Raw genomic sequence first — 24,348 nt, 5'->3', positions numbered from 1 at the left:
GGCCTACTGAGGGCCTATAGCTCAGTTGGTTAGAGCAGAGGACTCATAATCCTTTGGTCCACGGTTCAAGTCCGTGTGGGCCCACCAACTCCAAAGCCGCGCATTGCGCGGCTTTCGCGTTTCTGGCTGGTCCACCACAGATACCGTCCTATGGTCCAAGGGTACAATTCTGGTTCGCCAGCCGCCAAGGCGCTTCAAGGAGGTGCCTTGGCCTACAGGTCATCCTCTGGATTGCGCAACAGCCGCAACTCACCGCGTGCAACCTCATCCGGCACCGCGAAGGAGTACCGTCCCAGCATAGTGCCCAGCTCCAACGCAGCTGACATCTCCCGAGCACGATCATACTGATCGTAAGCCGAATCTAGGTCGAAGCTATTGTTCTCTTGCTTCAGGTCCCACAGTACACTTTCGGACGCCGAATGAGCCGTCGCCGTTGCCACTGACCGAAAACTGACCTTGCGGGGGTGCGGTAGCTGGCGATGAGACCCGTGCAGACGTCAAATTCCCAGGGGCCTCACATCAAAGACCGTTTGCATCTTAGTCACCGCCTGTAGAAAATCATCGTCTTTTTGCACGAATGGATACGCGCATGAAGTTCGAGAAGACCACGCAGTACAGGTCCGAGGAAGGGATCGTCTTCAATCTGTCTCAAATCACCCTCATGGAAAGCGACCGAGGTCGCCTGCGCGAGCTGCACTTTGGCGAAGCGAAACGCGCCCATTACCAAGTCAACAGCATGGTCGTCGATATGTACGACCGAATGCAGGCTCGAAACCTGCCATGCCTGCTGACAGTCTGCATTTCCAATCCCCTGACCCGGCAGCAGGCCGATGCTATCAGCACTATGCGCGGCAACGTCGCCAAGGGAATTGCTGCGGCCTCAGGTGGCGTTGCCGGGAGGGTAGGTGCGTTGGGCGGGCCGCTCATTGGCTGGGCTTCAGGTGCAGTCGTGACGACAGGTGTCAACTGGTACCTCAAAGGGGCCCTGCCGAACCTGCATGCAGGTGACGTGCTGATCAGCATCGAGGGAGAGGTCCATGGCGGGATTGGCCCACAGCGCTCTGTCGTGACGCTGGTCATCAAGGTCTGAGGAACTGCACATGCCCTACATCATGCAAACTATCGTCCTTCTGGTGCTGGGCGCGATCCTCGTTCAGTTTCTGAAACCATACCCGCTGCGCAAGTGGCTGGGTTTGGCGCTGCTGGCAACGGGCTTGGTCAGCATCTTCAAGGTTGGTGAGCAGCAAGTGCTGGGCTTTGACCTGGAGCTGCTAGCACTGCTGGCCGTGCCGCTGGGCGTGGTGCTTTTCCTGACGCGGCGGCGGTTCACGGAGGGGGACTGAAGCCCTGGCACGATTTCTCGGTGCCGTCTCTGACCCAAAATCATATGGGACAACAGTCGATCAACAGCGCGTTGATCGATGATCTTAGCGTTGGACCTTGCCGGCGGATTGGGGGTTACTTTGAACATACTGGTAACTCCTAACGTAGGTTAGATGCCGCCAAAATCACTGCTAAATGATGGGTAGCGGCTGTAACGCAGGCCAGGTGCAGTCGGAAATGTGTAATGCCACATTGACCAGCCTCGCCAACTCTGCGGGCGCGGCCTAATTCTGATCCTAGACAGCACGGATCTAGCGCACATGAAAGGTCACCGCAATCGCCAACCTTTAAAGTCAGACTATACGCATGCCTTAGGCCAAGCCGCGTTTTGCTTCTCGATCTGTGAATGGAACGTGGTTTGGAGCTGCGAGAGAATTAGCCCGGGGGCACTACAGAAGATCGTGGGCGAAGAATTCACTGCGGGGCGAATTGCGAAACTCAAAGGCTGCAAAATCAGTACAACCACGGTAGAGTACTCAGCTTGAGCAACCTTCTCAAAATTACGTTTAACACCACGTATTACGGGGCCTCCAGCTATGCCAACCTACGTTCACCTACGAACGCTTTCTCTAGGCATATCAGCTCGCCCAGCAACTCATAATCCCTTGGTCGTAGGTTCGAGTCCTACTGGGCCCACCAAACACGAAAGCCGCGCAAATGCGCGGCTTTTTCGTGTCTGACATGTAGGTTTGCTTTACTGAAGGTTTCGAACTATCGGATGACGTCCGCCAAGGTTGTAGGCAAACTCCGAGAATTGCGTAATGGGCGCATTTAGGCACTTTGCCGCCTTGTTGGGCTTTTCTTCGACGGGTTTCCAAGCCCGGTCGCTGCCAATCAGCGACCGGGCTTGGAAACCCGTCGAAATTAGTCGCAACAGCGCCCCCTTCACGATTGCAAACGTTTTTTAGCTTGCACTTTTGAGTTATGGCGGCTGTGCGCGGGACGTCTTCGGGCGTGCCGGTTTCCTAATTTCCCGGTTTTCCAACCTGCGCACAGCTGCCACCCACTCGCTTGGAAAAGAACGTGACAGCTCCTCAAATTAGGAGTTACAACATGAATAAAACAGATTCGCCCGCAGCTTCCGAACTGAAAACCATCGGCCTCACGCCCTTCATCTATTGCTCGGATCAACCACTGTTCCACGTGAGCGCTGGCGCCCCCCATCCTCGACGCATTGACTCAAACTTCCGATTTGCTATCCCTCGCCAAATCATTTGCCGAGGACTCCGCCTATGCAAAAGACACCGACCGGCACGCCTGGGCCGCACACTATCTGACGGCGATGAGCAAAGCGGTGATTGATGATGTGGTGAAAGTGCTGACACCGCGACCTGCCCGCACGGCGACGGAGTCCGAAGAGTAGCGCCTGCTCATTCCTTGAAACACGCCCCGATTTTTCGGGGCTTCCAGATGATCGGGAGTTCGGATGCTTAAGCCGAAACACTTAACGCCGGAATGGCCTGCACCGGCCCCAGCCGCTCAAGCACTTCACCCGTCAACACAACCTCATACGTATCCGCCGGCCTCCCCCACTGCTCCACAATGACCATGCGCTCTACCAGAAGCCCTGCCAATCCAGTAATCGTATCGGCCAATTCCTCTACGATTTTTTGAGTGCGCAACCACAAGCGATCATTAATGTCTGTCAACTCAGCAATGATGCTGTCGGACGACGCTGGATCCGTATCGGGGTAGGTGATATTTCGAAGCAAGTACCGCAACTCTCTTATTTTTGCGTGATCCTGTTCCGCTCCAAACTCACCGTTCAGGATGGCGGCCGCTTTCGACTTATCGACGCGTTTCTCGGGCGAATGCTTTGCAGGCAATGTCTGCCCCATGGCTCCGGCGAAGAGGACCATTATCCGGGCTTCCAAATGTTCCTTCATGGCTTCGAGCGACGAAATTGACCGCGTCAAGGTAATGGAAGCCCCGCCATGGTGCGTCAGGCCCATGGTCACTTTCAGGGTCACATCACCCGTTTCAAATCCCAGGGCTCGGGCTACGACGTAATGCCCTATTTCGTGATTGGCAATCTGCAGTGCATAGTCTCGCAGAGCCGCAGGCATGCTCTTCATTTCGATCCCCTCGCTTCACAGCCCCTGGTTGCGCATTCGACTACGAGTGACAATTTGTGTCTATCCAATTAACTCGTTGAGGGATGGACTGCCTGTAATATGCCTGCCCATTGCTCTGTACCGCTGGAGATACCCCTTTGCCTGACACCCGCCCGCCTGTTCTCGACGAAATCGACCGCCAATTGATCGCCGCCCTGCAGATCAATGCCCGTGAAAGTGTGGCCATGCTTGCCCGGCAGTTGGGCATCGCCCGTACCACGGTGACGTCGCGCCTGGCTCGGCTGGAAAAGGCCAAGGTGATCACTGGTTACGGTGTGCGCCTGGGTCAGCGCGTAGTGGATGGCGGATTGCAGGCTTACGTCGGGATTACGGTGCAACCGCGGTCTGGCAAGGAAGTGCTGCGTCGTCTTAGCGCCATGGCTCAGGTGCAGCAGTTGTGTGCGGTGAGTGGGGAATTTGACTACGTGGCGTGGTTGCGCACCGACTCACCGGAACAGCTTGATCAGTTGCTGGATCAGATTGGCAGTGTGGATGGGGTGGAGAAAACAACGACTTCGATCATCTTGAGCAGCAAGATTGATCGGGGGCAGCCGGTTTGAGTTTCTGCCGGTAAGTCTTCGGTGTCTGGTCGGGCCTCATCGCGGGCAAGCCCGCTCCCACATTGAACAGTGTGTAGCAACAGATCGTCATACTGCACAGACAATTAGCAAAACGACGACACATTGCGTCTTATTAACGTGTTCTACGCTCTCTAGAATGGCTGCCATCTTTTCCTATACTCAGACGCGCACTCTGCGTCAGGTCGCCAGCAAGGGTCAGCCATGAACAAGAACAATCGCCATCCTGCAGACGGTAAAAAACCGGTCACCGTTTTCGGCCCGGACTTTCCTTTCGCTTTCGACGACTGGATCGAACACCCGGCCGGTCTGGGCAGCATTCCGGCGCACAATCACGGCGCCGAAGTGGCGATTGTCGGGGCAGGTATTGCCGGCCTGGTGGCTGCCTACGAATTGATGAAGCTGGGCCTTAAACCCGTCGTCTACGAAGCCTCGAAAATGGGTGGTCGTCTGCGCTCCCAGGCCTTCAATGGCGCTGAAGGCATCATCGCCGAGCTCGGCGGGATGCGTTTCCCGGTGTCGTCGACCGCGTTTTATCACTACGTCGACAAGCTCGGCCTCCAGACCAAGCCTTTCCCGAACCCGTTGACGCCTGCGTCGGGCAGCACGGTGATCGATCTGGAAGGCAAAACTCATTACGCACAGAAACTGGCGGATCTTCCTGCACTGTTCCAGGAAGTCGCTGACGCCTGGGCCGATGCTCTGGAAGCCGGCTCGCAGTTTTCCGACATCCAGCAAGCTATCCGCGACCGCGATGTGCCGCGCCTCAAGGAATTGTGGAACACCCTGGTGCCGCTGTGGGACGACCGCACGTTCTACGATTTCGTCGCCACCTCCGAAGCCTTCGCCAAGCTCTCATTCCATCACCGCGAAGTATTCGGCCAAGTCGGTTTCGGCACCGGTGGCTGGGATTCGGACTTCCCCAACTCGATGCTGGAAATCTTCCGCGTGGTGATGACTAACTGCGACGATCACCAACACCTGGTGGTCGGCGGCGTGGAACAAGTGCCGCAGGGCATCTGGCGCCATGTGCCGGAGCGTTGCGTGCACTGGCCTGAAGGCACCAGCCTCAGCTCGCTGCACAACGGCGCGCCACGTACCGGCGTGAAGAAAATTGCCCACGCGGCAGGCGGCCGTTTTGCGGTCACCGACAACTGGGGCGACACCCGCGAATACGCAGCGGTGCTGACCACTTGCCAGAGCTGGCTGCTGACCACCCAGATCGAATGCGACGAAACCCTGTTCTCGCAAAAGATGTGGATGGCCCTGGACCGCACCCGTTACATGCAGTCATCGAAAACCTTCGTAATGGTCGACCGCCCGTTCTGGAAGGACAAAGACCCGGAAACAGGCCGCGACCTGATGAGCATGACACTCACTGATCGCCTGACCCGTGGCACGTACTTGTTCGATAACGGCGACGACAAGCCAGGGGTGATTTGTCTTTCGTACTCGTGGATGAGCGACGCCCTGAAAATGCTTCCACAGCCAGTGGAAAAACGCGTGAAGCTGGCGCTGGATGCGTTGAAGAAGATCTACCCGAAAGTCGACATCGCCGCGCGGATCATCGGCGATCCGATCACCGTGTCGTGGGAAGCCGACCCGCATTTCCTCGGAGCCTTCAAAGGTGCTCTGCCCGGCCATTACCGTTACAACCAGCGCATGTACGCGCACTTCATGCAGGACGACATGCCGGCCGAGCAGCGCGGGATTTTCATCGCTGGCGATGACGTTTCGTGGACGCCGGCCTGGGTCGAAGGCGCGGTGCAGACATCGCTCAACGCGGTGTGGGGGATCATGAAACACTTCGGCGGTGAAACTCACGCCGAAAACCCGGGTCCAGGCGATGTGTTCAACGAGATCGGTCCGATCGCCCTCCCCGAGTAAGAGGAATCCGAAATGCGCGTAGCCCTTTACCAATGTCCACCGCTGCCCCTGGATGTCCCGGGCAACCTGCAACGCCTGCATCAACTGGCGCTGGAGGCCAAGGGCGCAGATTTGCTGGTGCTGCCTGAGATGTTCCTGACCGGCTACAACATCGGCACCGATGCGGTCAGCGTGCTGGCGGAGGTGCATAACGGTGAATCGGCGCAGCACATCGCGCGCATTGCCAAGGCGACGGGGATTGCCATTCTGTATGGCTACCCGGAGCGCACCGAGGACGGGCAGATCTACAACGCCGTGCAGTTGATCGACGCCAATGGCGAGCGGTTGTGCAACTACCGCAAGACTCATCTGTTCGGCGATCTCGATCACTCGATGTTCAGCCCCGGGCCGGATGAGTTTCCGTTGGTTGAACTCAACGGCTGGAAGCTTGGCTTTTTGATCTGCTACGACCTGGAATTCCCGGAGAACGCCCGGCGTCTGGCGCTGGCCGGTGCCGAGTTGATTCTGGTGCCGACGGCGAACATGATTCCCTACGATTTCATTGCCGACGTCACCGTCCGCGCCCGTGCCTTCGAAAACCAGTGTTATGTGGCTTACGCCAACTACTGCGGGAGCGAGGGCGAGATCCAGTATTGCGGCCAGAGCAGCATCGCCGCGCCGGACGGCAGCCGTATCGCCCAGGCCGGTCTTGATGAAGCGCTGATCGTCGGTGAGCTGGATCGCCAGCTGATGATCAATTCCCGCGCCGCCAATCGTTACTTCCTCGACCGCCGTCCCGAGCTATACGGCGAGCTGAACAAGCCCTAATCCGCTAGCATTAGCGCTTCTCTGTTCTGGAAGTGCTCATGCCTGCGCTGAATCACCCTCGCCGCCACACTGAAACCCTCGCCAACGGTCTGCGGGTGACGCTGCGTCATGCTCCCGATTTGAAGCGCTGCGCCGCCGCGTTGCGGGTCGCTGCTGGCAGTCACGACGTGCCACTGGCCTGGCCGGGGCTGGCGCACTTTCTTGAGCATTTACTGTTCCTGGGTACAGAACGCTTTCCCGCCGGGCAAGGGCTGATGGCCTACGTGCAAGGTCATGGCGGGCAGGTGAATGCGCGCACCAGCGAACGGACGACGGACTTCTTTTTCGAACTGCCGCCTCAGGCGTTCAGCGCTGGGCTGGAGCGCCTGTCAGACATGCTCGCTCGTCCGCGTATGAATCCGGACGATCAGCGGCGGGAACGGGAAGTGCTGCACGCCGAATTTGTCGCCTGGTCGCGGGATGCGACGGCCCAACAGCAGTTCGCGCTGTTCGATGGACTCTCGGCGGCTCATCCGTTACGGGCGTTTCATGCGGGAAACCGTTACAGCCTGCCGGTGCCGCAGCCCGAATTTCAGCAAGCGTTGAAGAGCTTCTATCAGCGGTTTTATCAGACCGGCCAGATGACGTTGAGCCTGGCCGGGCCACAGAGTCTCGATGAATTGAAGGCGATGGCGCAGGCGTTTGCCGTTGCTATTACCCCCGGCGAAAAAGTCCCGCAGACAAAACCCACCCTGTTAATGGATTCTTCAGACAATAGTTATCAACAGGCTGGAGAACGTCGGCTGGATCTGCTGTTCGCCTTCGAAGTGCTGCCCGACTCATCGCCCGAAGCGCTGGCGTTCCTGTGCCACTGGCTGAACGCCGAAAAACCCGGGGGCCTGTTGGCGCAGCTGCGAGAATCCGGGTTGGCGGACAACCTGAAAGCCGCGCCGCTCTATCACTATGCTGGCCAAGCCTTGCTACACATCGAATTCACACGGCCCGTCCACATCATGCAGCCGGACAACGTGATCCGCGAACGGCTTCTGGATTGGCTGGGCTTCTTTGCCTCCCATCGGGATTGGGCCGAACTGCGCGAGGAGTATGCAGCCCTGCTGCAGCGCCAACAGCAAGTCAGCAGCGCCCTGCAACTTGCCCAGCAAGACAGCGAACAACTTGAAGCCGGGCTGTCCGAACAGGGCGTTGTCGCCCTTAAGGCAATCCTCAAACAAATTGGCGCTGTGGATAACTTCACCGGCCAGTGGCAACTGCCGCCCCCCAACCCGTTTTTGCGCGCCGAAACTCCAGCCCCGAATGCCGGATTGATTCGCGGCCAGACCAGCGCCCACCGTGGCCTGCGGACCTTTGCCCAGGATCGCTTACGCAGCCGCCGCGAACGATCGCCGATGCAGTTCACTCAGGCGTTGCCGGATAACACGGATGAAGGTGCGGTTTATCTGCGCTGGCGCCTGGAATCCGCACCCCACAGCCACCTTCAGTCGAATCTGGAAAACAACCTGCGGATGCTGCGCGAAGAAGCGCGTCAGGCCGGTGTCGACTTTTCCTTCAGCGCATCGGGCAGTGAATGGCTGCTGAAGATGACGGGCCTGCAGGAACCGATGCCGACAATCCTCGAACATGCGCTGAAAGAACTGACAAAACCTGATGCCGATCTCTCACACGAAGAGCCGGCGTCCATTGCGTTGATGCCGATTCGACAATTGCTCAAGGCACTGCCCGATCTATGCCTTGAGCACACCGTAGCCTCGGATGACCTGCAGCAACTCTGGTCGAGCGCACGCTGGGATGGCCTGGCAATAGGCCTGTCTGCCCAGACACAAGCAGCAATGGGGCTTGCCTTGAGTCGTATTCCCGGCACTGCGGACAGTCAACTGACGCCGTCTCCGTCGATTCGCTCACAGCATCTCTGGAGTACCGTCGCCACCGAATCCAGCGAACACGTGCTGTTACTTTTTTGTCCGACAGCAACCCATGACATCGCCGATGAAGCCGCCTGGCGTTTGCTCGCACACGTGTGCCAGACGCCGTTTTACCAGCGCTTGCGAGTGGAGCTGCAACTTGGGTATGCCGTTTTCAGCGGACTACGCCAGATACACGGTCAGACCGGGCTGCTGTTCGGTGTGCAATCGCCGAGCGTCGCGCCCATGGATTTACTGGAACACATCGAACAGTTCCTCAGCGAATTGGAAGGGGTAATCGACCGCATCGATGAAGCGACCTTCATCGCTCAACGCCAAGCGCTGGCCGATCAATTCGACGACACCGCCCTGCCCAACGCCCAGGCCGCCGAGCTGCTCTGGCAAGGCAAACTGGCCGGCCATTCGTCTGATTACCTGAAGCGTCTGCCTCAGGCGATTCTGATGATCGACCGCGAAGCCTTGCTGGCGGCGGCACAACGACTGAATCGGGCCGACGGCGGATGGCGCTGTCTGGCCAGCGGGCCTTGTTCCGGGGCGCCTTGGCAAGTGGCAAACTGATCATTACCGGCGCTGCAATTAGCTTTCTCAAAGATTCTCAGCCAATCGCTCTGTAATTTTGAGTAACATAGCCACCTAACTATCTGAACATCTCCGACTGGAGGTGGACTATATGTATAGGTCTCAACTGTCCCATCCACCCGAAGGAGCGCTCCTATGTCCTGGTCCAAACCTGCTTACACCGACCTGCGTATCGGCTTCGAAGTCACCATGTACTTCGCCAGCCGCTAAGCTCTACCGTTTGGTAGAGAATGCAGTGCTACGCCTCGGCTTGCCGGGGCGTTTTTATTTTCAGTTTTCAATGATGGAGCGGCCATGTTTGTCCAGATTCTAGGTTCCGCCGCCGGCGGCGGTTTCCCCCAGTGGAACTGCAACTGCGTGAACTGCGCAGGTTTTCGCGACGGCAGCCTGCGGGCCGAGGCGCGCACCCAGTCGTCCATCGCGATTTCCGATGACGGCGTGAACTGGGTGCTGTGCAATGCTTCGCCGGACATCCGCGCCCAGCTCCAGAGTTTCGCGCCAATGCAGCCAGGCCGCGCGCTGCGTGATACCGGCATCAGCGCAATCATCCTGATGGACAGCCAGATCGACCACACCACCGGCCTGCTCAGCCTGCGCGAAGGTTGCCCGCATCAGGTCTGGTGCACCGACATGGTCCACGAAGACCTGAGCACCGGTTTCCCGCTGTTCACCATGCTGACTCACTGGAATGGCGGGTTGAACTGGAACCGTATCGAACTCGATCAGAGCTTCACCGTCCCGGCCTGCCCGAACCTGCGCTTCACCCCGCTGCCCCTGCGTAGCGCTGCACCACCGTACTCGCCGCATCGGTTCGACCCGCATCCGGGCGACAACATCGGCCTGATCGTCGAAGACCTGAGCACCGGCGGCAAACTGTTCTACGCACCGGGCCTGGGCAAGGTCGATGCACCGCTGTTGAAAATCATGGCCAGCAGCGATTGCCTGTTGGTGGACGGTACGATGTGGGACGACGATGAGATGCAGCGCCGTGGCGTTGGCACCCGCACGGGTCGGGAAATGGGCCACCTGGCGCAGAACGGCCCCGGCGGCATGCTCGAAGTGCTGGAACAACTGCCCAAGCAGCGCAAAGTGCTTATCCACATCAACAACACCAACCCGATTCTCGATGAGGATTCGCCGGAGCGTGCGGAGCTGGCCCGTCGTGAAGTTGAAGTGGCTTATGACGGCATGAGTATTGTGCTGTAGCGGATGGCCCCATCGCGGGCAAGCCACGCTCCCACAATAGACCGCGTAATCCTGTGGGAGCGGGCTTGCCCGCGAAGGCGCCCGACCAGACACCAAAGAATCCACCGGTTGTTCCCGGAGAACCGCAATGACTGACACCGCAATGTCCCCCGCCGAATTCGAAGCGGCCCTGCGCGCCAAGGGCGCCTACTACCATATCTATCACCCCTATCACGTGGCGATGTATGAAGGCCGGGCGACCCGCGAGCAGATCCAGGGCTGGGTCGCCAACCGTTTCTATTACCAGGTGAACATTCCACTCAAGGACGCCGCGATTCTGGCCAATTGCCCGGACCGCGAGATTCGTCGCGAATGGATTCAGCGCCTGTTGGACCACGACGGCGCCCCCGGCGAAGAGGGCGGCATCGAAGCCTGGCTACGCCTCGGCCAAGCGGTCGGCCTCGACCCGGATCAACTGCGCTCTCAGGAATTGGTACTGCCAGGCGTGCGCTTCGCCGTAGATGCCTACGTCAACTTCGCCCGTCGGGCTCGTTGGCAGGAAGCCGCCAGCAGTTCGCTGACCGAGCTGTTCGCGCCGCAGATCCACACAATCGCGCCTCGACAGTTGGCCGCAGCATTACCCTTGGATCGACCCGGCCGGTTACGAATATTTCCGCACGCGTCTGGGCCAGGCGCGTCGGGATGTGGAGCATGGTCTGGCGATCACTTTGCAGCATTACACGACGCGGGAAGGCCAGGAGCGCATGCTGGAAATTCTCCAGTTCAAACTGGACATTCTTTGGAGCATGCTCGATGCCATGAGCATGGCCTACGAACTGAACCGCCCGCCGTACCACAGCGTGACCGAACAGCGGGTCTGGCATAAAGGAATCACCTTATGAGTTTCGATCGCAGCAAAACCCCGACATGGCGCACCGGCTACCGCTTCCAGTACGAACCAGCGCAAAAAGGCCATGTGCTGCTCTACCCGGAAGGCATGATCAAACTCAACGACAGCGCTGCGCTGATTGGCGGTTTGATTGATGGTCAGCGGGATGTCGCGGCGATCATTGCCGAACTGGGCGCGCAGTTCCCCGACGTGCCTGAGCTCGGTGACGACATCGAGCAATTCATGGAGGTCGCCCGTGCTCAGCACTGGATCGAACTTGCCTGATTCCGTGTCAGACAAGTTACCGCCCAAGCCTGAAATCGGCCTGCCACTGTGGTTGCTGGCCGAGCTGACCTATCGCTGCCCGTTGCAATGCCCGTACTGCTCCAATCCGCTGGATTTCGCCGAGCAGGGCAAAGAGCTGACCACCGAGCAGTGGATCAAGGTCTTTCGCGAAGCTCGGGAGATGGGCGCGGCGCAGCTGGGTTTTTCTGGCGGTGAGCCGCTGGTGCGTCAAGACCTCGCCGAGTTGATCTTTGAAGCGCGCAAGCTGGGTTTCTACACCAACCTGATCACCTCCGGCATCGGCCTGACCGAGCAGAAAATCAGCGACTTCAAAAAGGCCGGTCTGGACCACATCCAGATCAGTTTCCAGGCCAGTGACGAGCAGGTGAATAACCTCTTGGCCGGCTCAAAAAAGGCCTTCGCGCAAAAGCTCGAAATGGCTCGCGCAGTGAAGGCTCACGGTTACCCGATGGTGCTGAACTTCGTCACCCATCGGCACAACATCGACAAGATCGACCGAATCATCGAACTGTGCATCGCCCTTGAAGCGGACTTCGTCGAACTCGCGACGTGCCAGTTTTACGGCTGGGCGCAGCTCAATCGGGTTGGCCTGTTGCCGACCAAAGAACAATTGGTTCGCGCCGAACGCATCACCAACGAATACCGCGCCAAACTGGAAGCCGAAGGGCATCCGTGCAAGCTGATTTTCGTTACGCCGGACTATTACGAAGAACGTCCGAAAGCCTGCATGAACGGTTGGGGCAGTATCTTTCTGACCGTCACGCCGGACGGAACCGCCCTGCCCTGTCACGGCGCCCGACAGATGCCGGTGCAGTTTCCCAACGTGCGCGACCACAGCATGCAGCACATCTGGTATGACTCGTTCGGTTTCAACCGCTTTCGCGGTTACGACTGGATGCCCGAGCCGTGCCGCTCCTGCGACGAGAAAGAAAAAGACTTCGGCGGCTGCCGCTGTCAGGCGTTCATGCTCACGGGTGACGCGAGCAACGCCGACCCGGTGTGCAGCAAGTCGGAACATCACGGCGTGATTCTCAAGGCCCGCGAAGAAGCCGAACACGCGACCCAGACCATTGAACAACTGGCCTTTCGCAATGAACGAAACTCACGCCTCATCGCCAAAAGCTGAACCCTTAAGCGCCGCCAGGGCTGTCGCGGCCGGCATCGACTTCGCCGAGTTGCAAGTCGGCATGCATGGCCTGTTCTGGAACGAATACCGGCCCAAGGACGCCGCCTGCCGGATCTGGCGGTGGCGCGACGGCCAGGCTCATTGCCTGACGCCGCCCCCCTTCAGTGTGCGCAGCCGGGTGTACGAATATGGCGGCGGCGCGTTTTGTCTGACCGATGACGGGCTTGTTTTCGTCAACGAGGCAGACCAGCAGCTGTACCGGCAATCGCTGACGGGTGAGGCGCCTGAGGTGCTGACTTCAAGTGAATGCCGCTACGGCGATTTGCACTTCGCCAGCGGGCAGGTGCTGGCGGTGGAAGAGAACCGCGATCGACATCGCCTGGTGGCTATCGATCTGGCTGACGGCCAACGTCATCTGTTGGTCGAAGGCGCCGATTTCTACGCTGCACCGACCGTGAGCCCTGACGGTCAGCGTCTGGCCTGGATCGAGTGGAGTCGCCCGGATCAGCCCTGGACCGCGACTCGCCTGATGGTTGCCGAACGCCAGAGTGATCACACCTTTGCGCCACCGCGATGTGTGGCCGGCGACGGTGCTCAGGAGTCACTGCAACAACCACGATTCGATGACCGCGGCCGTTTGTTTTGTCTGACCGATCGCGGCGGTTTCTGGCAGCCGTGGGTGGAGTCGGGCAACGGTCTGAGCCCACTGCCAAGTGTCGATGCCGACCATGGACCGGCGCCTTGGCAACTGGGTGGTTGCACCTGGTTGCCGTTGGGCGAAGACAGTTATCTGGCGAGTTGGACCGAAGGCGGTTTTGGTCGACTGGGGCTTTGTCATGGCGATGGTTCCTGTGATGATTTCACTGGCGACTACAGCCGCTTCCGCCATCTCGCACAGGATGAGCAGTTCATCTACTGCATCGCCGCTTCGCCGGTCAGTTCGTCGACGGTGATTGCCATTGACCGCCAGAACCGGCAGGTGAAGACACTCGCCGGCGGTGTTGCACCGCTGCTCGCCGAACAGATCAGCCGCCCGCAACCCCTGCGCTATCCGAGTGGTTCGGGCGAGGCCCACGGTTTCTTCTACCCAGCGATGACCGGTGACACGAAATCGCCGTTGGTGGTGTTCATTCACGGCGGCCCGACTTCCGCCTGCTACCCGATGTTCGACCCGCGGATCCAGTATTGGGCACAACGCGGCTTTGCCGTGGCCGATCTCAACTACCGAGGCAGCAGCGGCTATGGCCGCCCTTATCGCCAGGCGCTGCATATGAGCTGGGGCGATGTGGATGTGGAAGATGCCTGTGCGGTGGTGGACTACCTTGCCAAACGTGGACTGATCGACGGCGACAAAGCGTTTATCCGTGGAGGAAGTGCCGGTGGCTACACCACGTTGTGCGCACTGGCCTTTCACAAGGTCTTTCGTGCGGGCGCCAGCCTGTATGGCGTCAGCGACCCCGTTGCGCTAGGCCGCGCAACGCACAAGTTCGAAGGCGATTATCTGGATTGGTTGATCGGCGACCCGGTGCAGGACGCCGAACGCTACGCCGCGCGCACGCCATTGCTGCACGCGAGCAATATCAGCGTTCCGGTGATTTTCTTTCAGGGTGAACTAGACGCTGTGGTGGTGCCACAACAGACCCGCGACATGGTCACTGCGCTACAGGACAACGGCATTCTGGTCGAAGCACATTACTACGCCGACGAACGCCATGGCTTTCGCAAGGCCGGCAATCAGGCCCATGCGCTGGAGCAGGAGTGGTTGTTTTATCAAAGGGTGATGGCGCTCGCGGGCTGAAGTCTGCGCTCAGTGCAGGTATTGCTCGCGAATGCGATCTAACCGGCGCGGCAAAACTCAGCGCTTGGCGATGATGTACACCGCATGCACGATCCCCGGAATGTAACCGCACAATGTCAGCAGAATATTCAGCCAGAATGCCCCAGCGAAACCGACTTGCAGAAACACACCCAGTGGCGGCAACAGAATGGCGATGATGATTCGAATAAAGTCCATGGGGTAGCTCCTGATTGAAGTTGGCTCTTGTGAAACCATACAGCTAATCGACCTGCGGCGTTCTTCAGGGTTCATTGCGGCTCTTCAAGGCCAGTATTCGAGATGTGTCGGGATGTGCAGCGGCAACAGGCTTCGCTGACGTTGTTGCGGACATTGCTGGAAGAAGTGATGAATGGGCCGGATGACCACTTGAATGGCCCGGCGACACTGGACGGGTTGCACTGAGTACTTTTTTCCAGGCAAAAGAAAACCCCGCCGAAGCGGGGCTTTGCAGACTGTTTCCCTGACATCCATTTCACTCCGCCATCCTGGCAGAATCCTACGTGTCCGTGTTGTTGCTTTGCGCTTCCTGCGCGACGTCCATGTGAAGTAGATTAGCTCTGGATCCAATCTTCGCCTATGGGAAAACAGCAGCACGTTATGTAAGAGAAAGCTTACATAACGTCAAAGGATCAGAATTGTCCTGCGTCCAGCAGAAACAGCGATTCGCTGCCCGCCTTTACCGACGCGCTCAACGAGTGAATACGCGGCAGCAGACGTGCGAAATAAAACCGCGCCGTACCGAGTTTGCTCGCATAGAAATCGTCCTGCGCTTCTTTACCTACGGCTGCCTTGGCCATCAGTGCCCACATGTAGGCGTAGGCCATGTAACCGAATGCTTGCAGATACTCGACCGAAGCAGCGCCGATTTCGTTCGGGTTGTTTTTCGCCCGATCCAGCAACCACGCGGTCAGTTCGTCGAGGGTGTCCACCGCATCGTTCAGCGGCTGAGTGAACTCCGCCAGGTCAGCGTTGGCCGTCGCGGTAAAATGACGAATCTCGTCGGCGAACAGTTTGTAGAACGCCCCGCCGCTGCCGACAATCTTGCGCCCGACAAGGTCCAGCGCCTGAATACCGTTGGTGCCTTCGTAGATCTGAGTGATCCGTACATCACGAACCAGTTGCTCCTGGCCCCACTCACGGATGTAGCCGTGACCGCCAAAAATCTGTTGGCCGTGAACCGTGGTTTCCAGACCCAGGTCGGTCAGGAAGGCCTTGGCCACCGGCGTCAGCAGTGCAACCAGATCTTCTGCGCGCTTGCGGGTGGCGGCGTCTTCGCTGAATTTGGCGGTGTCCAGCTGCATCGCCACGTAAGTGGAGAAGGCACGGCCGCCTTCGTTCGAGGCTTTCATGGTCAGCAGCATGCGACGCACGTCCGGGTGGACGATGATCGGGTCAGCCACCTTGTCCTTGTTCTGCGCGCCGGTCGGGGAGCGGCTTTGCAGACGGTCGCGAGCGTATTCAATAGCGTTCTGGTACGAGCGCTCGCCAGTGGCCAAGCCCTGGATGCCAACGCCCAGACGCTCGTAGTTCATCATGGTGAACATCGCCGCCAGGCCTTTGTTCGGCTCGCCGACCAGGTAACCCACGGCTTCGTCGAAGTTCATCACACAGGTCGCGGACGCCTGGATGCCCATCTTGTGTTCGATCGAACCGCAGTTCGCCGGGTTACGCGCGCCCAGGCTGCCATCGGCATTGACCATAAACTTCGGCACCAGGAACAGCGAAATACCTTTCGGCCCCGCCGGTGCGTCCGGCAGTTTGGCCAGTACCAGATGGATGATGTTCTCGGTCAGGTCATGCTCACCGCCGGTGATGAAGATTTTGGTGCCACTGACTTTGTAGGAACCGTCGGCCTGAGGCTCGGCCTTAGTGCGGATGATCCCCAGGTCAGTACCGGCATGCGGCTCGGTCAGGCACATTGAGCCGGCCCAGACACCGGCGTACATGTTTGGCAGGTATGCAGCTTTCAGCTCTTCGCTGGCGTGGGCGTTAATCGACAAGCAGGCACCGGCGGTCAGCATCGGGTACAGACCGAACGACAGGCTTGCAGAGTTGACCATTTCTTCGACCTGAGCCGAAACAGCCTTGGGCATGCCCATGCCGCCATAGGTCGGATCGCCACCGACACCGACCCAACCGCCTTCAGCGTAAGTCTGATACGCCTGTGGGAAACCGGCCGGGGTGGTGACGGCACCGTCGGCCCAGCGGCAACCTTCTTCGTCAGCTGCACGGCTCAGTGGCGCGATGCTTTTGCTGGTGACCTTGCCGGCTTCTTCGAGAATGGCTTCAACCGTTTCCGCATCGACGGTCTCGGCCAGCGCAGGCAGTTCGGCCCAGAGTTTGGCGACCTCGAAAACTTCATTGAGGACGAAGCGCATATCGCGCAGGGGCGCTTTGTAGTCAGCCATGGCAAACCTCGCAAGATCTAAACAGGTGGTTCGTAGAATAGTGATTTCGTTGCGTCCGAGTGTACCTCAACAACTTTTACGACACATAGGGTCGACTCATGACTGTTTTGTTATTTTTAGTCACTGACTTGTTCTCCATAAAGAAGCCCGCAGCAAGGCGGGCTTCTTTATGGCTGATTTGAATGATTAGAGTGCAAACAACTCCGCCGGCAGCTTCATTAGACAATCGCTGCCCGCCTCGATGGCCGCCCGATGAGACGCAGTGCGCGGCAGCAAACGCTTGAAGTAAAACTCACTGGTCGCCAGTTTGCCCTGGCAGTAATCGGCATCACCACCACCCGCCTCCAACTGCGCCTGAGCCACCAACGCCATGCGTAACCACAGGTAGCCGAGGATGATGTAGCCGCTGTACATCAGGTAATCCACCGAGGCGGCGCCGACTTCATCCGGATTTTTCATCGCCGCCATGCCGACCTTGGTGGTCAACTCGCCCCACTGCTGATTCAGACCATTGAGTTGCGCCACATAGCTGCCGAGTTGCGGATGTTCAGCGTTTGCCGCACAGAACTTGTGGACGATTTTGGTGAAACCGCGCAGCAGTTTTCCCTGACTGCCAAGGACTTTGCGCCCAAGCAAGTCCAGCGCCTGAATGCCGTTGGTGCCTTCGTAGATCGGCGCGATCCGGCAGTCGCGAACCAGTTGTTCCATGCCCCACTCACGAATGAAACCGTGGCCGCCAAACACCTGCATGCCGAGGTTGGTCACCTCCAGCCCGGTGTCGGTCATAAAGGCTTTGCAGATCGGCGTCAGGAACGCCAACAGGTCTTCGGCATCCTGGCGCGCCGTTTCATCCGGGCTCAGGTGAGCGACGTCCAGCAACTGCGCGGTGAAGTAGGTCAGTGCCCGGTTGCCTTCGTTGAAAGCCTTCATGGTCAGCAACATCCTGCGCACATCGGGATGAACAATGATCGGGTCCGCGACTTTTTCCGGTGCTTTCGGGCCGGTCAGCGAACGCATCTGCAGGCGGTCGTTGGCATATTTGATCGCGCCCTGGAAACTTGCCTCACCCAGACACAGACCTTGCATGCCGGTGCCGAGCCGCGCGTGGTTCATCATGGTGAACATGCAGTTCAGGCCCTTGTTCGGCTCACCGATCAAGAAACCCTTGGCTTCATCGAAATTGAGCACGCAGGTGGCCGAGGCCTTGATGCCCATTTTGTGTTCGATCGAGCCGCAGGAAACGCCGTTGCGCTCGCCCGCCTCGCCCTCGGCATCGGGTAGGAATTTAGGAACGATAAACAGCGAAATACCCTTGGTACCGGCAGGAGCGTCCGGCAGTTTGGCCAACACCAGGTGAATGATGTTGTCACTCATGTCGTGCTCGCCAGCGGAGATAAAGATCTTGCTGCCGGAGATCGCGTAACTGCTATCGGCCTGAGGCACGGCGCGGGTCTTGATGATGCCCAGATCGGTGCCGCAATGGGCTTCGGTCAGGCACATGGTGCCGGTCCATTGACCAGCGGTGAGCTTGCTCAGGTAGGTTTGTTTCTGCTCTTCGGTGCCATGGGCGTGAATTGCCGACATCGCACCGTGAGTCAGGCCGGGATACATGCCCCAAGAGGTATTGCTGGAACCGACCATTTCGCTGATGACCAGCCCCAAAGAACTTGGCAAACCTTGGCCACCGTAAACCGGATCCGCCGCCAGACCATGCCAGCCGCCTTCAACGTATTGTGCGAAAGCCTGCTTGAAACCTGTAGGCGTTGTGACCACGCCGTTGTCGAAATGACAGCCTTCTTCGTCGCCGCTGCGATTCAGCGGTGCGAGAACGTTCTCACAGAATTTCGCGCCTTCTTCAAGGATCGCATTGATCATGTCCGGGCTGGCATCGGTGGCGCCCAGCGCGGCATAGTTGCTGTGGAAATCGAAGACGTGGTCGATCAGAAAGCGCATATCGCGCAGGGGAGCTTTGTACTCGGGCATGGTCATTTCTCCGGCAGCAGATTGCTCAAACCTACTGCCGCGCACTACGCCTCACAATCACAGTCCAGACGCTGAATGCGCCATCATCACTCAACCCGCAGCGGCGTCCATGCGCACCGCGCCACGACGGTTCTGACCGAAAGCCATCACACAGTTTCGCCCCGCGCCTTTGGCGCTGTAGAGCGCCTGGTCAGCGGATTTGAGCACTTCTTCCGGCGTGCGCTGCTCCAACCGCTCGGCGACACCGATGCTGACGGTGACCGATACACTCGAGGCGCCTGAACCGGCGCGGCGCTGGCGTCCCTGCTGGTCATCCTGGGGACGGTTGTCCTGATTGCGCAGCTGGATGTTGTAGGTGGCGATGGATTCGCGAATGACTTCCAGGTGCGGCATGCACTCTTCAAGAGTCTTGCCTGCGAACACCAGGGCAAATTCCTCACCGCCGTAGCGATATGCCCTGCCGCCCCCGCTGATTTTCGACAGCTTGCTGGCGACCAGTCGCAGCACTTGGTCGCCGACATCGTGACCATGTGTGTCGTTGAATTTCTTGAAGTGATCGACGTCGCCCATGGCCAGTACATAATTGCGCCCCAGCCGCTGCATGCGCTCGTTCAGCGCGCGACGGCCGGGCAGACCGGTGAGCTCATCGCGGAACGCCATCTGATAGGCCTCATGGGCAACCGCCGCGGCAATCATCAACATCACCTGGCTGCACATGATGTTCAGGGTGAATGGCAGGATGAAGGTTTTCGGCAACATCCAGAACAATCCCAACAGCCCCACCAATTGCGCAGCATGCAAGGGTCTTGGGTTGCGCCAGTATTGCCAGGCCAGTAACAGGAACGAGGCGATGAATACCGGGTAGGACAACTGGATCAGGCTCATCCAGGCACCATGCAGGGCTGGCCAGCGGATCTCTGACAACCACATCAGCAGCGCCTGTGGGTAACTTTGCTCCAGCCCCAGCGCAACGCTACCGAACGCCAGCAACACAGCGAAGCGCGCCACCATGTCCTGGAACAGGTGAGTACGCTCTTGCCAGGCGGCGAACAAGCCAAACAGCAACGGCAACAACAGACAGCACAGATGGAACACCACCGCGGCGTCTTCACGAACCTTGCCGTTGTCGCGGTAGTAATCGGTCTGGGTGTCGAGCAGGAAGTAGGCGATGTACACCGTGACCATCAGAAACAGTTCACGCTGACGTCGGTAAACCGCGCAATACGCCCCGCCGAGCAACAGCACCAGAGTAGGCAACACGTTGAACAGCGAGGTGAAGAAGACGTTGAGATCCTTGACGTAGGCAGCCGCAAGCCCCGCAAGCAACAACAGCAGCGATGGCAAAAAGTGACTGAAACGTACAGCGGAAGAACGCGGCAAGGGTAAAGCTCCGACCCGGCAAACAAGATGGCATTGTGCCTGCACTTGGGGCAATTAAGCACATACGATGTGACGTGTGTCACATCGCCATCCTCTTTAACGGCAGCAAAGTCGTTCTTCTTAGCGTTTTAGTCAGGAATATTTGCAGGCGCGTCGGGCACAAAAAAGCCGCTGCTCCCGAGGAAGCAGCGGCTTTATGAAGGACTGCGTAGGACTTAGTAACCCAGTGCGAAGTCTTCTTCTTTCATGTCCATCAGGTTGTTGGCACCCGACAGCATGGTTACAACGTGAGTGCGGGTACGCGGCAGGATACGCTGGAAGTAGAAGCGCGCAGTCTGCAGCTTGGCGGTGTAGAACGCCTCTTCGGTGGTGCCGGCAGCCAGTTTCTCGGTAGCCAGACGCGCCATGTCAGCCCAGAAGTAGGCAAGGCAGGCGTAACCGGAGTACATCAGGTAGTCCACCGACGCGGCGCCGACTTCTTCGCGGTCTTTCATGGCGGCCATACCGACCTTCATGGTCAGTTCGCCCCACTCTTTGTTCAGCGCAGCCAATGGCCCGACGAACTCTTTGACCGCGTCGTTACCTTCGTTGGTCTGGCAGAACTTGTGGACGATCTTGGTGAAGCCTTTGAGCGCTTCGCCTTGAGTCATCAACACTTTACGGCCCAGCAGGTCGAGTGCCTGGATACCGGTGGTGCCTTCATACAGCATCGAAATGCGGCTGTCGCGAACGTTCTGCTCCATGCCCCACTCGGCGATGAAGCCGTGGCCGCCGTAGATTTGTACGCCGTGGTTAGCGGATTCGAAACCGACTTCAGTCATGAAGGCTTTGGCGATCGGCGTCATGAACGCCAGCAGCGCGTCAGCTTTCTTCTTCTCTTCTTCATCTACGCCGTACTTGACGATGTCGACTTGCTTGGCGGTGAAGTAAACCATCGCACGGTTGCCTTCGGCGAACGCCTTCATGGTCAACAGCATGCGACGTACGTCAGGGTGAACGATGATCGGGTCAGCGGCTTTGTCCGGCGCTTTCGGGCCAGTCAGGGAGCGCATTTGCAGGCGATCGCGAGCGTATTTCAGGCCGCCCTGGAAGCCGATCTCGGCGTGCGCCAGACCTTGCAGCGCGGTCCCCAGACGTGCGGTGTTCATGAAAGTGAACATGCAGTTCAGGCCTTTGTTCGCCGGGCCGATCAGGTAACCGGTGGCCGCGTCGAAGTTCATCACGCAGGTGGCGTTACCGTGGATACCCATCTTGTGTTCCAGGGAACCGCAGCTCACAGCGTTGCGTGCGCCGATCGAACCGTCTGCGTTCGGCAGGAATTTCGGAACGATGAACAGCGAAATGCCTTTGGTGCCGGCCGGTGCATCCGGCAGACGTGCCAGAACGATGTGGACGATGTTGTCGGCCATGTCGTGTTCGCCGGCCGAGATGAAGATCTTGGTTCCGGAAACTTTGTAGGAACCGTCGGCCTGAGGCTCGGCCTTGGTGCGCAGCATGCCCAGGTCAGTGCCGCAGTGTGGTTCGGTCAGGCACATGGTGCCGGTCCATTCGCCGGAAACCAGTTTGGTCAGGTAAGCCTCTTGCTGCTCAGGCGTGCCGTGCTCGGAAATGGTGTTCATCGCGCCATGGGACAGGCCTGGGTACATGCCCCACGACCAGTTGGCTTCGCCAACCATTTCGCTGACGGCCAGACCCAGAGACTCTGGCAGGCCTTGGCCGCCGTGCTCTACGTCGTGAGCCAGGCTTGGCCAGCCGCCTTCAACGAATTGCTTGTAGGCTTCTTTGAAACCAGTCGGGGTTTTAACGCCGGACTCGCTCCAGGTGCAGCCTTCGGTGTCACCCACGCGGTTCAGCGGAGCCAGCACCTGCTCACAAAACTTGGCGCCTTCTTCGAGAATGGCGTCAACCATGTCCGGAGTTGCGTCTGCACAAGCCGGAAGGCTCTGATAGTGCGCTTCGTAGCCGAGCAGTTCGTCACGAACGAAGCGAATATCACGCAAGGGGGCCTTGTAGTCAGGCATAGCGATAAACCTCTGCTGATGTAACCGGGAATGAACGACCGCGTTGATTTGCTGTGACGGTCAAACAGTTGTTTGAAACATACGTTTACGCCCAATTCTTGTCAAGCGCCGATCTTTTGCCGTTCGTCATCGCTAATACCTGCGATGAAAATGGTCACAGAAAACTGGCCTGATCGACACTGCAAATGGCCAATAAAGCCTGCCGCCCTATCAGTTCTTACAGGTTCACGAAATAACGAAAAGGCGTCTACTGACTATAGGCTCTCGCGGGGTCAATGATTGACCTTCCTGAGGATCGCCTATGGAGGGGATTTGAGATGGACAATCAACCAAACGCTGACGTGCCAGAGCCCGGTTCGCCTGACCCGAATTTTGGCGACAACGGCATAGTCATACCCAGCAAAGAATCTGGTGTGACGCATGCCATCGTCTCTGACGAGTCTGGACGCTTGACCCATGCATCAAGAATCGGGAAAGAATTTCTTCTCGCTCGCCTGCTGATGGATGGTGACGTTGACGAGGGTTTCGTACCCACCACAAGTCAATTCGAAACAGGCGACCAATCCATTCCGATGCGGTTGTTACTGCAAAAAGACGGAAAAATCGTCCTGATTGGCGAATCGAAAAAAGACAATGTTCGCCGACCTGGCGTGCGACGTTTTCACCCCAATGGCAGTCCCGACCTTATTTTTGGTAACCGGATCAGAACGGGGCCGGATAATTCATTCGCGCCAGTGGTTCCCCATAAGTTCGTTGATGGCTGCCTGCAAGACGATCAAAAGATACTCATCGTCGCCAACTATTACGTCAACTACTCCCTTGGAACGCCCGTGAGTCGCCTGTACCGCCTGCAAAGCAACGGAGAACCGGATACCGGGTTCGGCAATGGCCAAGGTTTCATCGATATCAAGTTCAAACAAAGGGACAGCTTTGCCCGTATGGTTCACGTTCAGCGTGACGGTAAGATTATCGTCACAGGCCTCTACTTTGATGCGCAAAAAGAAAGATGCGGGGCGGGCGCGCGATACAGCGTAGAAGGAAACCTTGATACAACTTTCGGAACGGATGGTTTCAGCGATATTTCCCTGAAGTTGGCAGAATCGCCCAAAAGCACCATCGCCAGCGACTTTCTATTTAGCGATTCACTCAGCTGCCTACAGTCGGACGACAAGGTCATTTTCGCAACCTGGACAAGGGGGGCAGACGGCAGGGATTGGGGTCTACTGACCAGACTCAATGCCGATGGCAGCAACGACCAGCAGTTTAACGCCGGCTCGCCGGCTCTCACCTCTCGCAAAGATGCCGATGTGCGCTGGCGTGCGGCAGCGGTGCAAGCGGACGGAAAAATTGTCGTCGTGGGCTACGTACGCTGGGAGACTCCGGGCAATGAACTCTTCATGGCCAAACAGCGATTTTCTCCAGAGGGACAACCGGAGGATTTCGCTTGGTTTAACAGCCCCGGCGATTACTGGGATGTGGCAATCCAATCAAGTAAGCGGATCGTCGTATCGGGTAGCAGCGGGGGATCTTCGACAGGAGAGCCCAGAGTAATCGGGCTGTTGGCCGAATGACCCCCGATTCAAATCTGCGCGTTTTCGATGAAGGATGTTTGCCCGGCTGTTTGTTTGGCCGGGTAAACAGAATCAGGCGAAGGTATCGATCAACGTACCAAGCATTTCATCGGATGCCTTGGCGACTTTAACGCCCAGTTCCACTTGGAGTTTTCCTTGAGACATCTCGACCATATTGCTGGCCAGATCCGATTGCTGGCTGCGGTCTACCGCACGCAGACGATCGACCTGAATCTCGGAGGACTGACTGGTGACCGAACGCTCGATGGTGTTGTTGGCGATCTGCCCCGAAGCCTGATCGACACGGTTCTGCCCTGTCTGAATAGTGCTCAGACCGGCATAAAAAGCGGTGTTTCCTGAGATTTCCATGGGGGA

Annotated in this window: 19 protein-coding genes, 1 tRNA gene and 3 pseudogenes; 16 read left to right on the top strand and 7 right to left on the bottom strand. The window is 58.3% G+C overall.

What is annotated here, in order from left to right:
* Positions 1-10: 10 nt before the first annotated feature.
* The 4 genes and pseudogenes from PSH88_RS02870 (at position 11) to PSH88_RS02855 (ending at position 2,746) form a co-directional block, all read left to right on the top strand.
* Positions 11-87, top strand: a tRNA-Ile gene (locus tag PSH88_RS02870).
* A gap of 502 nt (positions 88-589) precedes the next feature.
* Complete coding sequence (locus tag PSH88_RS02865; RefSeq protein ID WP_305424855.1) at positions 590-1,090, top strand: hypothetical protein; 501 nt, start codon at positions 590-592, stop codon at positions 1,088-1,090.
* Between the two features lie 10 nt (positions 1,091-1,100).
* Complete coding sequence (locus PSH88_RS02860) at positions 1,101-1,343, top strand: hypothetical protein (protein ID WP_138866401.1); 243 nt, start codon at positions 1,101-1,103, stop codon at positions 1,341-1,343.
* A gap of 1,093 nt (positions 1,344-2,436) precedes the next feature.
* Positions 2,437-2,746, top strand: a pseudogene (locus tag PSH88_RS02855) (DUF3077 domain-containing protein).
* Positions 2,747-2,813: 67 nt separating this feature from the next.
* Here the strand turns inward: PSH88_RS02855 and PSH88_RS02850 are convergent.
* The gene (locus tag PSH88_RS02850; protein WP_305424854.1) at positions 2,814-3,458 is read right to left on the bottom strand and encodes a peptidase M41; all 645 of its coding nucleotides are present in this window, start codon (positions 3,456-3,458) and stop codon (positions 2,814-2,816) included.
* A gap of 137 nt (positions 3,459-3,595) precedes the next feature.
* Here PSH88_RS02850 and PSH88_RS02845 point away from each other — a divergent pair, with 137 nt between their 5' ends.
* The 10 genes and pseudogenes from PSH88_RS02845 (at position 3,596) to PSH88_RS02800 (ending at position 14,571) form a co-directional block, all read left to right on the top strand.
* Entirely contained in the window at positions 3,596-4,057 is a 462-nt protein-coding gene (locus PSH88_RS02845) for an Lrp/AsnC family transcriptional regulator (RefSeq protein ID WP_007980298.1), read from the top strand.
* Positions 4,058-4,279: 222 nt separating this feature from the next.
* Entirely contained in the window at positions 4,280-5,962 is a 1,683-nt protein-coding gene (locus PSH88_RS02840) for a flavin monoamine oxidase family protein (RefSeq protein WP_305424853.1), read from the top strand.
* A 12-nt stretch (positions 5,963-5,974) separates the two neighbouring features.
* Complete coding sequence (locus tag PSH88_RS02835) at positions 5,975-6,769, top strand: carbon-nitrogen hydrolase family protein (RefSeq protein ID WP_305424851.1); 795 nt, start codon at positions 5,975-5,977, stop codon at positions 6,767-6,769.
* Between the two features lie 38 nt (positions 6,770-6,807).
* Positions 6,808-9,246 carry a pyrroloquinoline quinone biosynthesis protein PqqF gene (pqqF, locus tag PSH88_RS02830; protein WP_305424850.1) on the top strand — a complete coding sequence of 813 codons (2,439 nt, stop codon included), beginning with the start codon at positions 6,808-6,810 and terminating at the stop codon, positions 9,244-9,246.
* A gap of 156 nt (positions 9,247-9,402) precedes the next feature.
* Positions 9,403-9,477, top strand: coding sequence for a pyrroloquinoline quinone precursor peptide PqqA (gene pqqA, locus PSH88_RS02825; protein WP_009045898.1), 75 nt, complete (start codon positions 9,403-9,405; stop codon positions 9,475-9,477).
* An 84-nt stretch (positions 9,478-9,561) separates the two neighbouring features.
* A complete protein-coding gene (pqqB, locus tag PSH88_RS02820; protein ID WP_253418016.1) occupies positions 9,562-10,473 on the top strand; it encodes a pyrroloquinoline quinone biosynthesis protein PqqB in 912 nt (303 codons plus the stop codon).
* Positions 10,474-10,600: 127 nt separating this feature from the next.
* Positions 10,601-11,354, top strand: a pseudogene (gene pqqC / locus PSH88_RS02815) (pyrroloquinoline-quinone synthase PqqC).
* Positions 11,351-11,626 (top strand): pyrroloquinoline quinone biosynthesis peptide chaperone PqqD, encoded by a 276-nt coding sequence (gene pqqD / locus PSH88_RS02810; protein WP_052967135.1) that lies wholly within the window; start codon positions 11,351-11,353, stop codon positions 11,624-11,626. Before pqqC ends, pqqD begins: the two are co-directional and overlap by 4 nt.
* A 4-nt stretch (positions 11,627-11,630) precedes the next feature.
* Positions 11,631-12,773: a pyrroloquinoline quinone biosynthesis protein PqqE gene (gene pqqE, locus PSH88_RS02805; protein ID WP_305426932.1), complete on the top strand. Its 1,143-nt coding sequence runs from the start codon at positions 11,631-11,633 to the stop codon at positions 12,771-12,773.
* On the top strand, positions 12,739-14,571 hold the full coding sequence (locus PSH88_RS02800) for a S9 family peptidase (RefSeq protein WP_305483464.1): 1,833 nt from the start codon (positions 12,739-12,741) through the stop codon (positions 14,569-14,571). Before pqqE ends, PSH88_RS02800 begins: the two co-directional genes overlap by 35 nt.
* Before the next feature lie 57 nt (positions 14,572-14,628).
* Here PSH88_RS02800 and PSH88_RS02795 read toward each other — a convergent pair whose 3' ends face one another.
* Positions 14,629-14,787, bottom strand: a complete 159-nt coding sequence (locus PSH88_RS02795) for a YqaE/Pmp3 family membrane protein (RefSeq protein WP_007904205.1) — start codon at positions 14,785-14,787, stop codon at positions 14,629-14,631.
* Between the two features lie 102 nt (positions 14,788-14,889).
* On the opposite strand from PSH88_RS02795, the pseudogene PSH88_RS02790 reads away from it, so the two are divergent.
* Positions 14,890-15,012: pseudogene (locus tag PSH88_RS02790) on the top strand (LysR family transcriptional regulator); the annotation flags it as partial.
* A 227-nt stretch (positions 15,013-15,239) separates the two neighbouring features.
* Here the strand turns inward: PSH88_RS02790 and PSH88_RS02785 are convergent.
* From PSH88_RS02785 to PSH88_RS02770, 4 genes are all read right to left on the bottom strand, one after another.
* Complete coding sequence (locus PSH88_RS02785; protein ID WP_305424847.1) at positions 15,240-17,018, bottom strand: acyl-CoA dehydrogenase C-terminal domain-containing protein; 1,779 nt, start codon at positions 17,016-17,018, stop codon at positions 15,240-15,242.
* Positions 17,019-17,204: 186 nt separating this feature from the next.
* Entirely contained in the window at positions 17,205-19,001 is a 1,797-nt protein-coding gene (locus PSH88_RS02780) for an acyl-CoA dehydrogenase C-terminal domain-containing protein (protein WP_305424846.1), read from the bottom strand.
* Positions 19,002-19,091: 90 nt separating this feature from the next.
* Positions 19,092-20,381, bottom strand: coding sequence for a GGDEF domain-containing protein (locus PSH88_RS02775; protein WP_305483463.1), 1,290 nt, complete (start codon positions 20,379-20,381; stop codon positions 19,092-19,094).
* Positions 20,382-20,596: 215 nt separating this feature from the next.
* On the bottom strand, positions 20,597-22,402 hold the full coding sequence (locus PSH88_RS02770; RefSeq protein ID WP_305424845.1) for a phenylacyl-CoA dehydrogenase: 1,806 nt from the start codon (positions 22,400-22,402) through the stop codon (positions 20,597-20,599).
* Between the two features lie 317 nt (positions 22,403-22,719).
* Here PSH88_RS02770 and PSH88_RS02765 point away from each other — a divergent pair, with 317 nt between their 5' ends.
* A complete protein-coding gene (locus PSH88_RS02765) occupies positions 22,720-23,973 on the top strand; it encodes a delta-60 repeat domain-containing protein (RefSeq protein ID WP_305424844.1) in 1,254 nt (417 codons plus the stop codon).
* Positions 23,974-24,045: 72 nt separating this feature from the next.
* Here the strand turns inward: PSH88_RS02765 and PSH88_RS02760 are convergent, their stop codons facing one another.
* The gene (locus PSH88_RS02760; protein ID WP_305424843.1) at positions 24,046-24,342 is read right to left on the bottom strand and encodes a pyrroloquinoline quinone biosynthesis protein PqqE; all 297 of its coding nucleotides are present in this window, start codon (positions 24,340-24,342) and stop codon (positions 24,046-24,048) included.
* Positions 24,343-24,348 lie beyond the last annotated feature (6 nt).

Source organism: Pseudomonas wuhanensis (genome assembly GCF_030687395.1).
GTDB classification, from domain to species: domain Bacteria; phylum Pseudomonadota; class Gammaproteobacteria; order Pseudomonadales; family Pseudomonadaceae; genus Aquipseudomonas; species Aquipseudomonas wuhanensis.
This window is presented reverse-complemented; position numbering and strand designations above follow the sequence as displayed.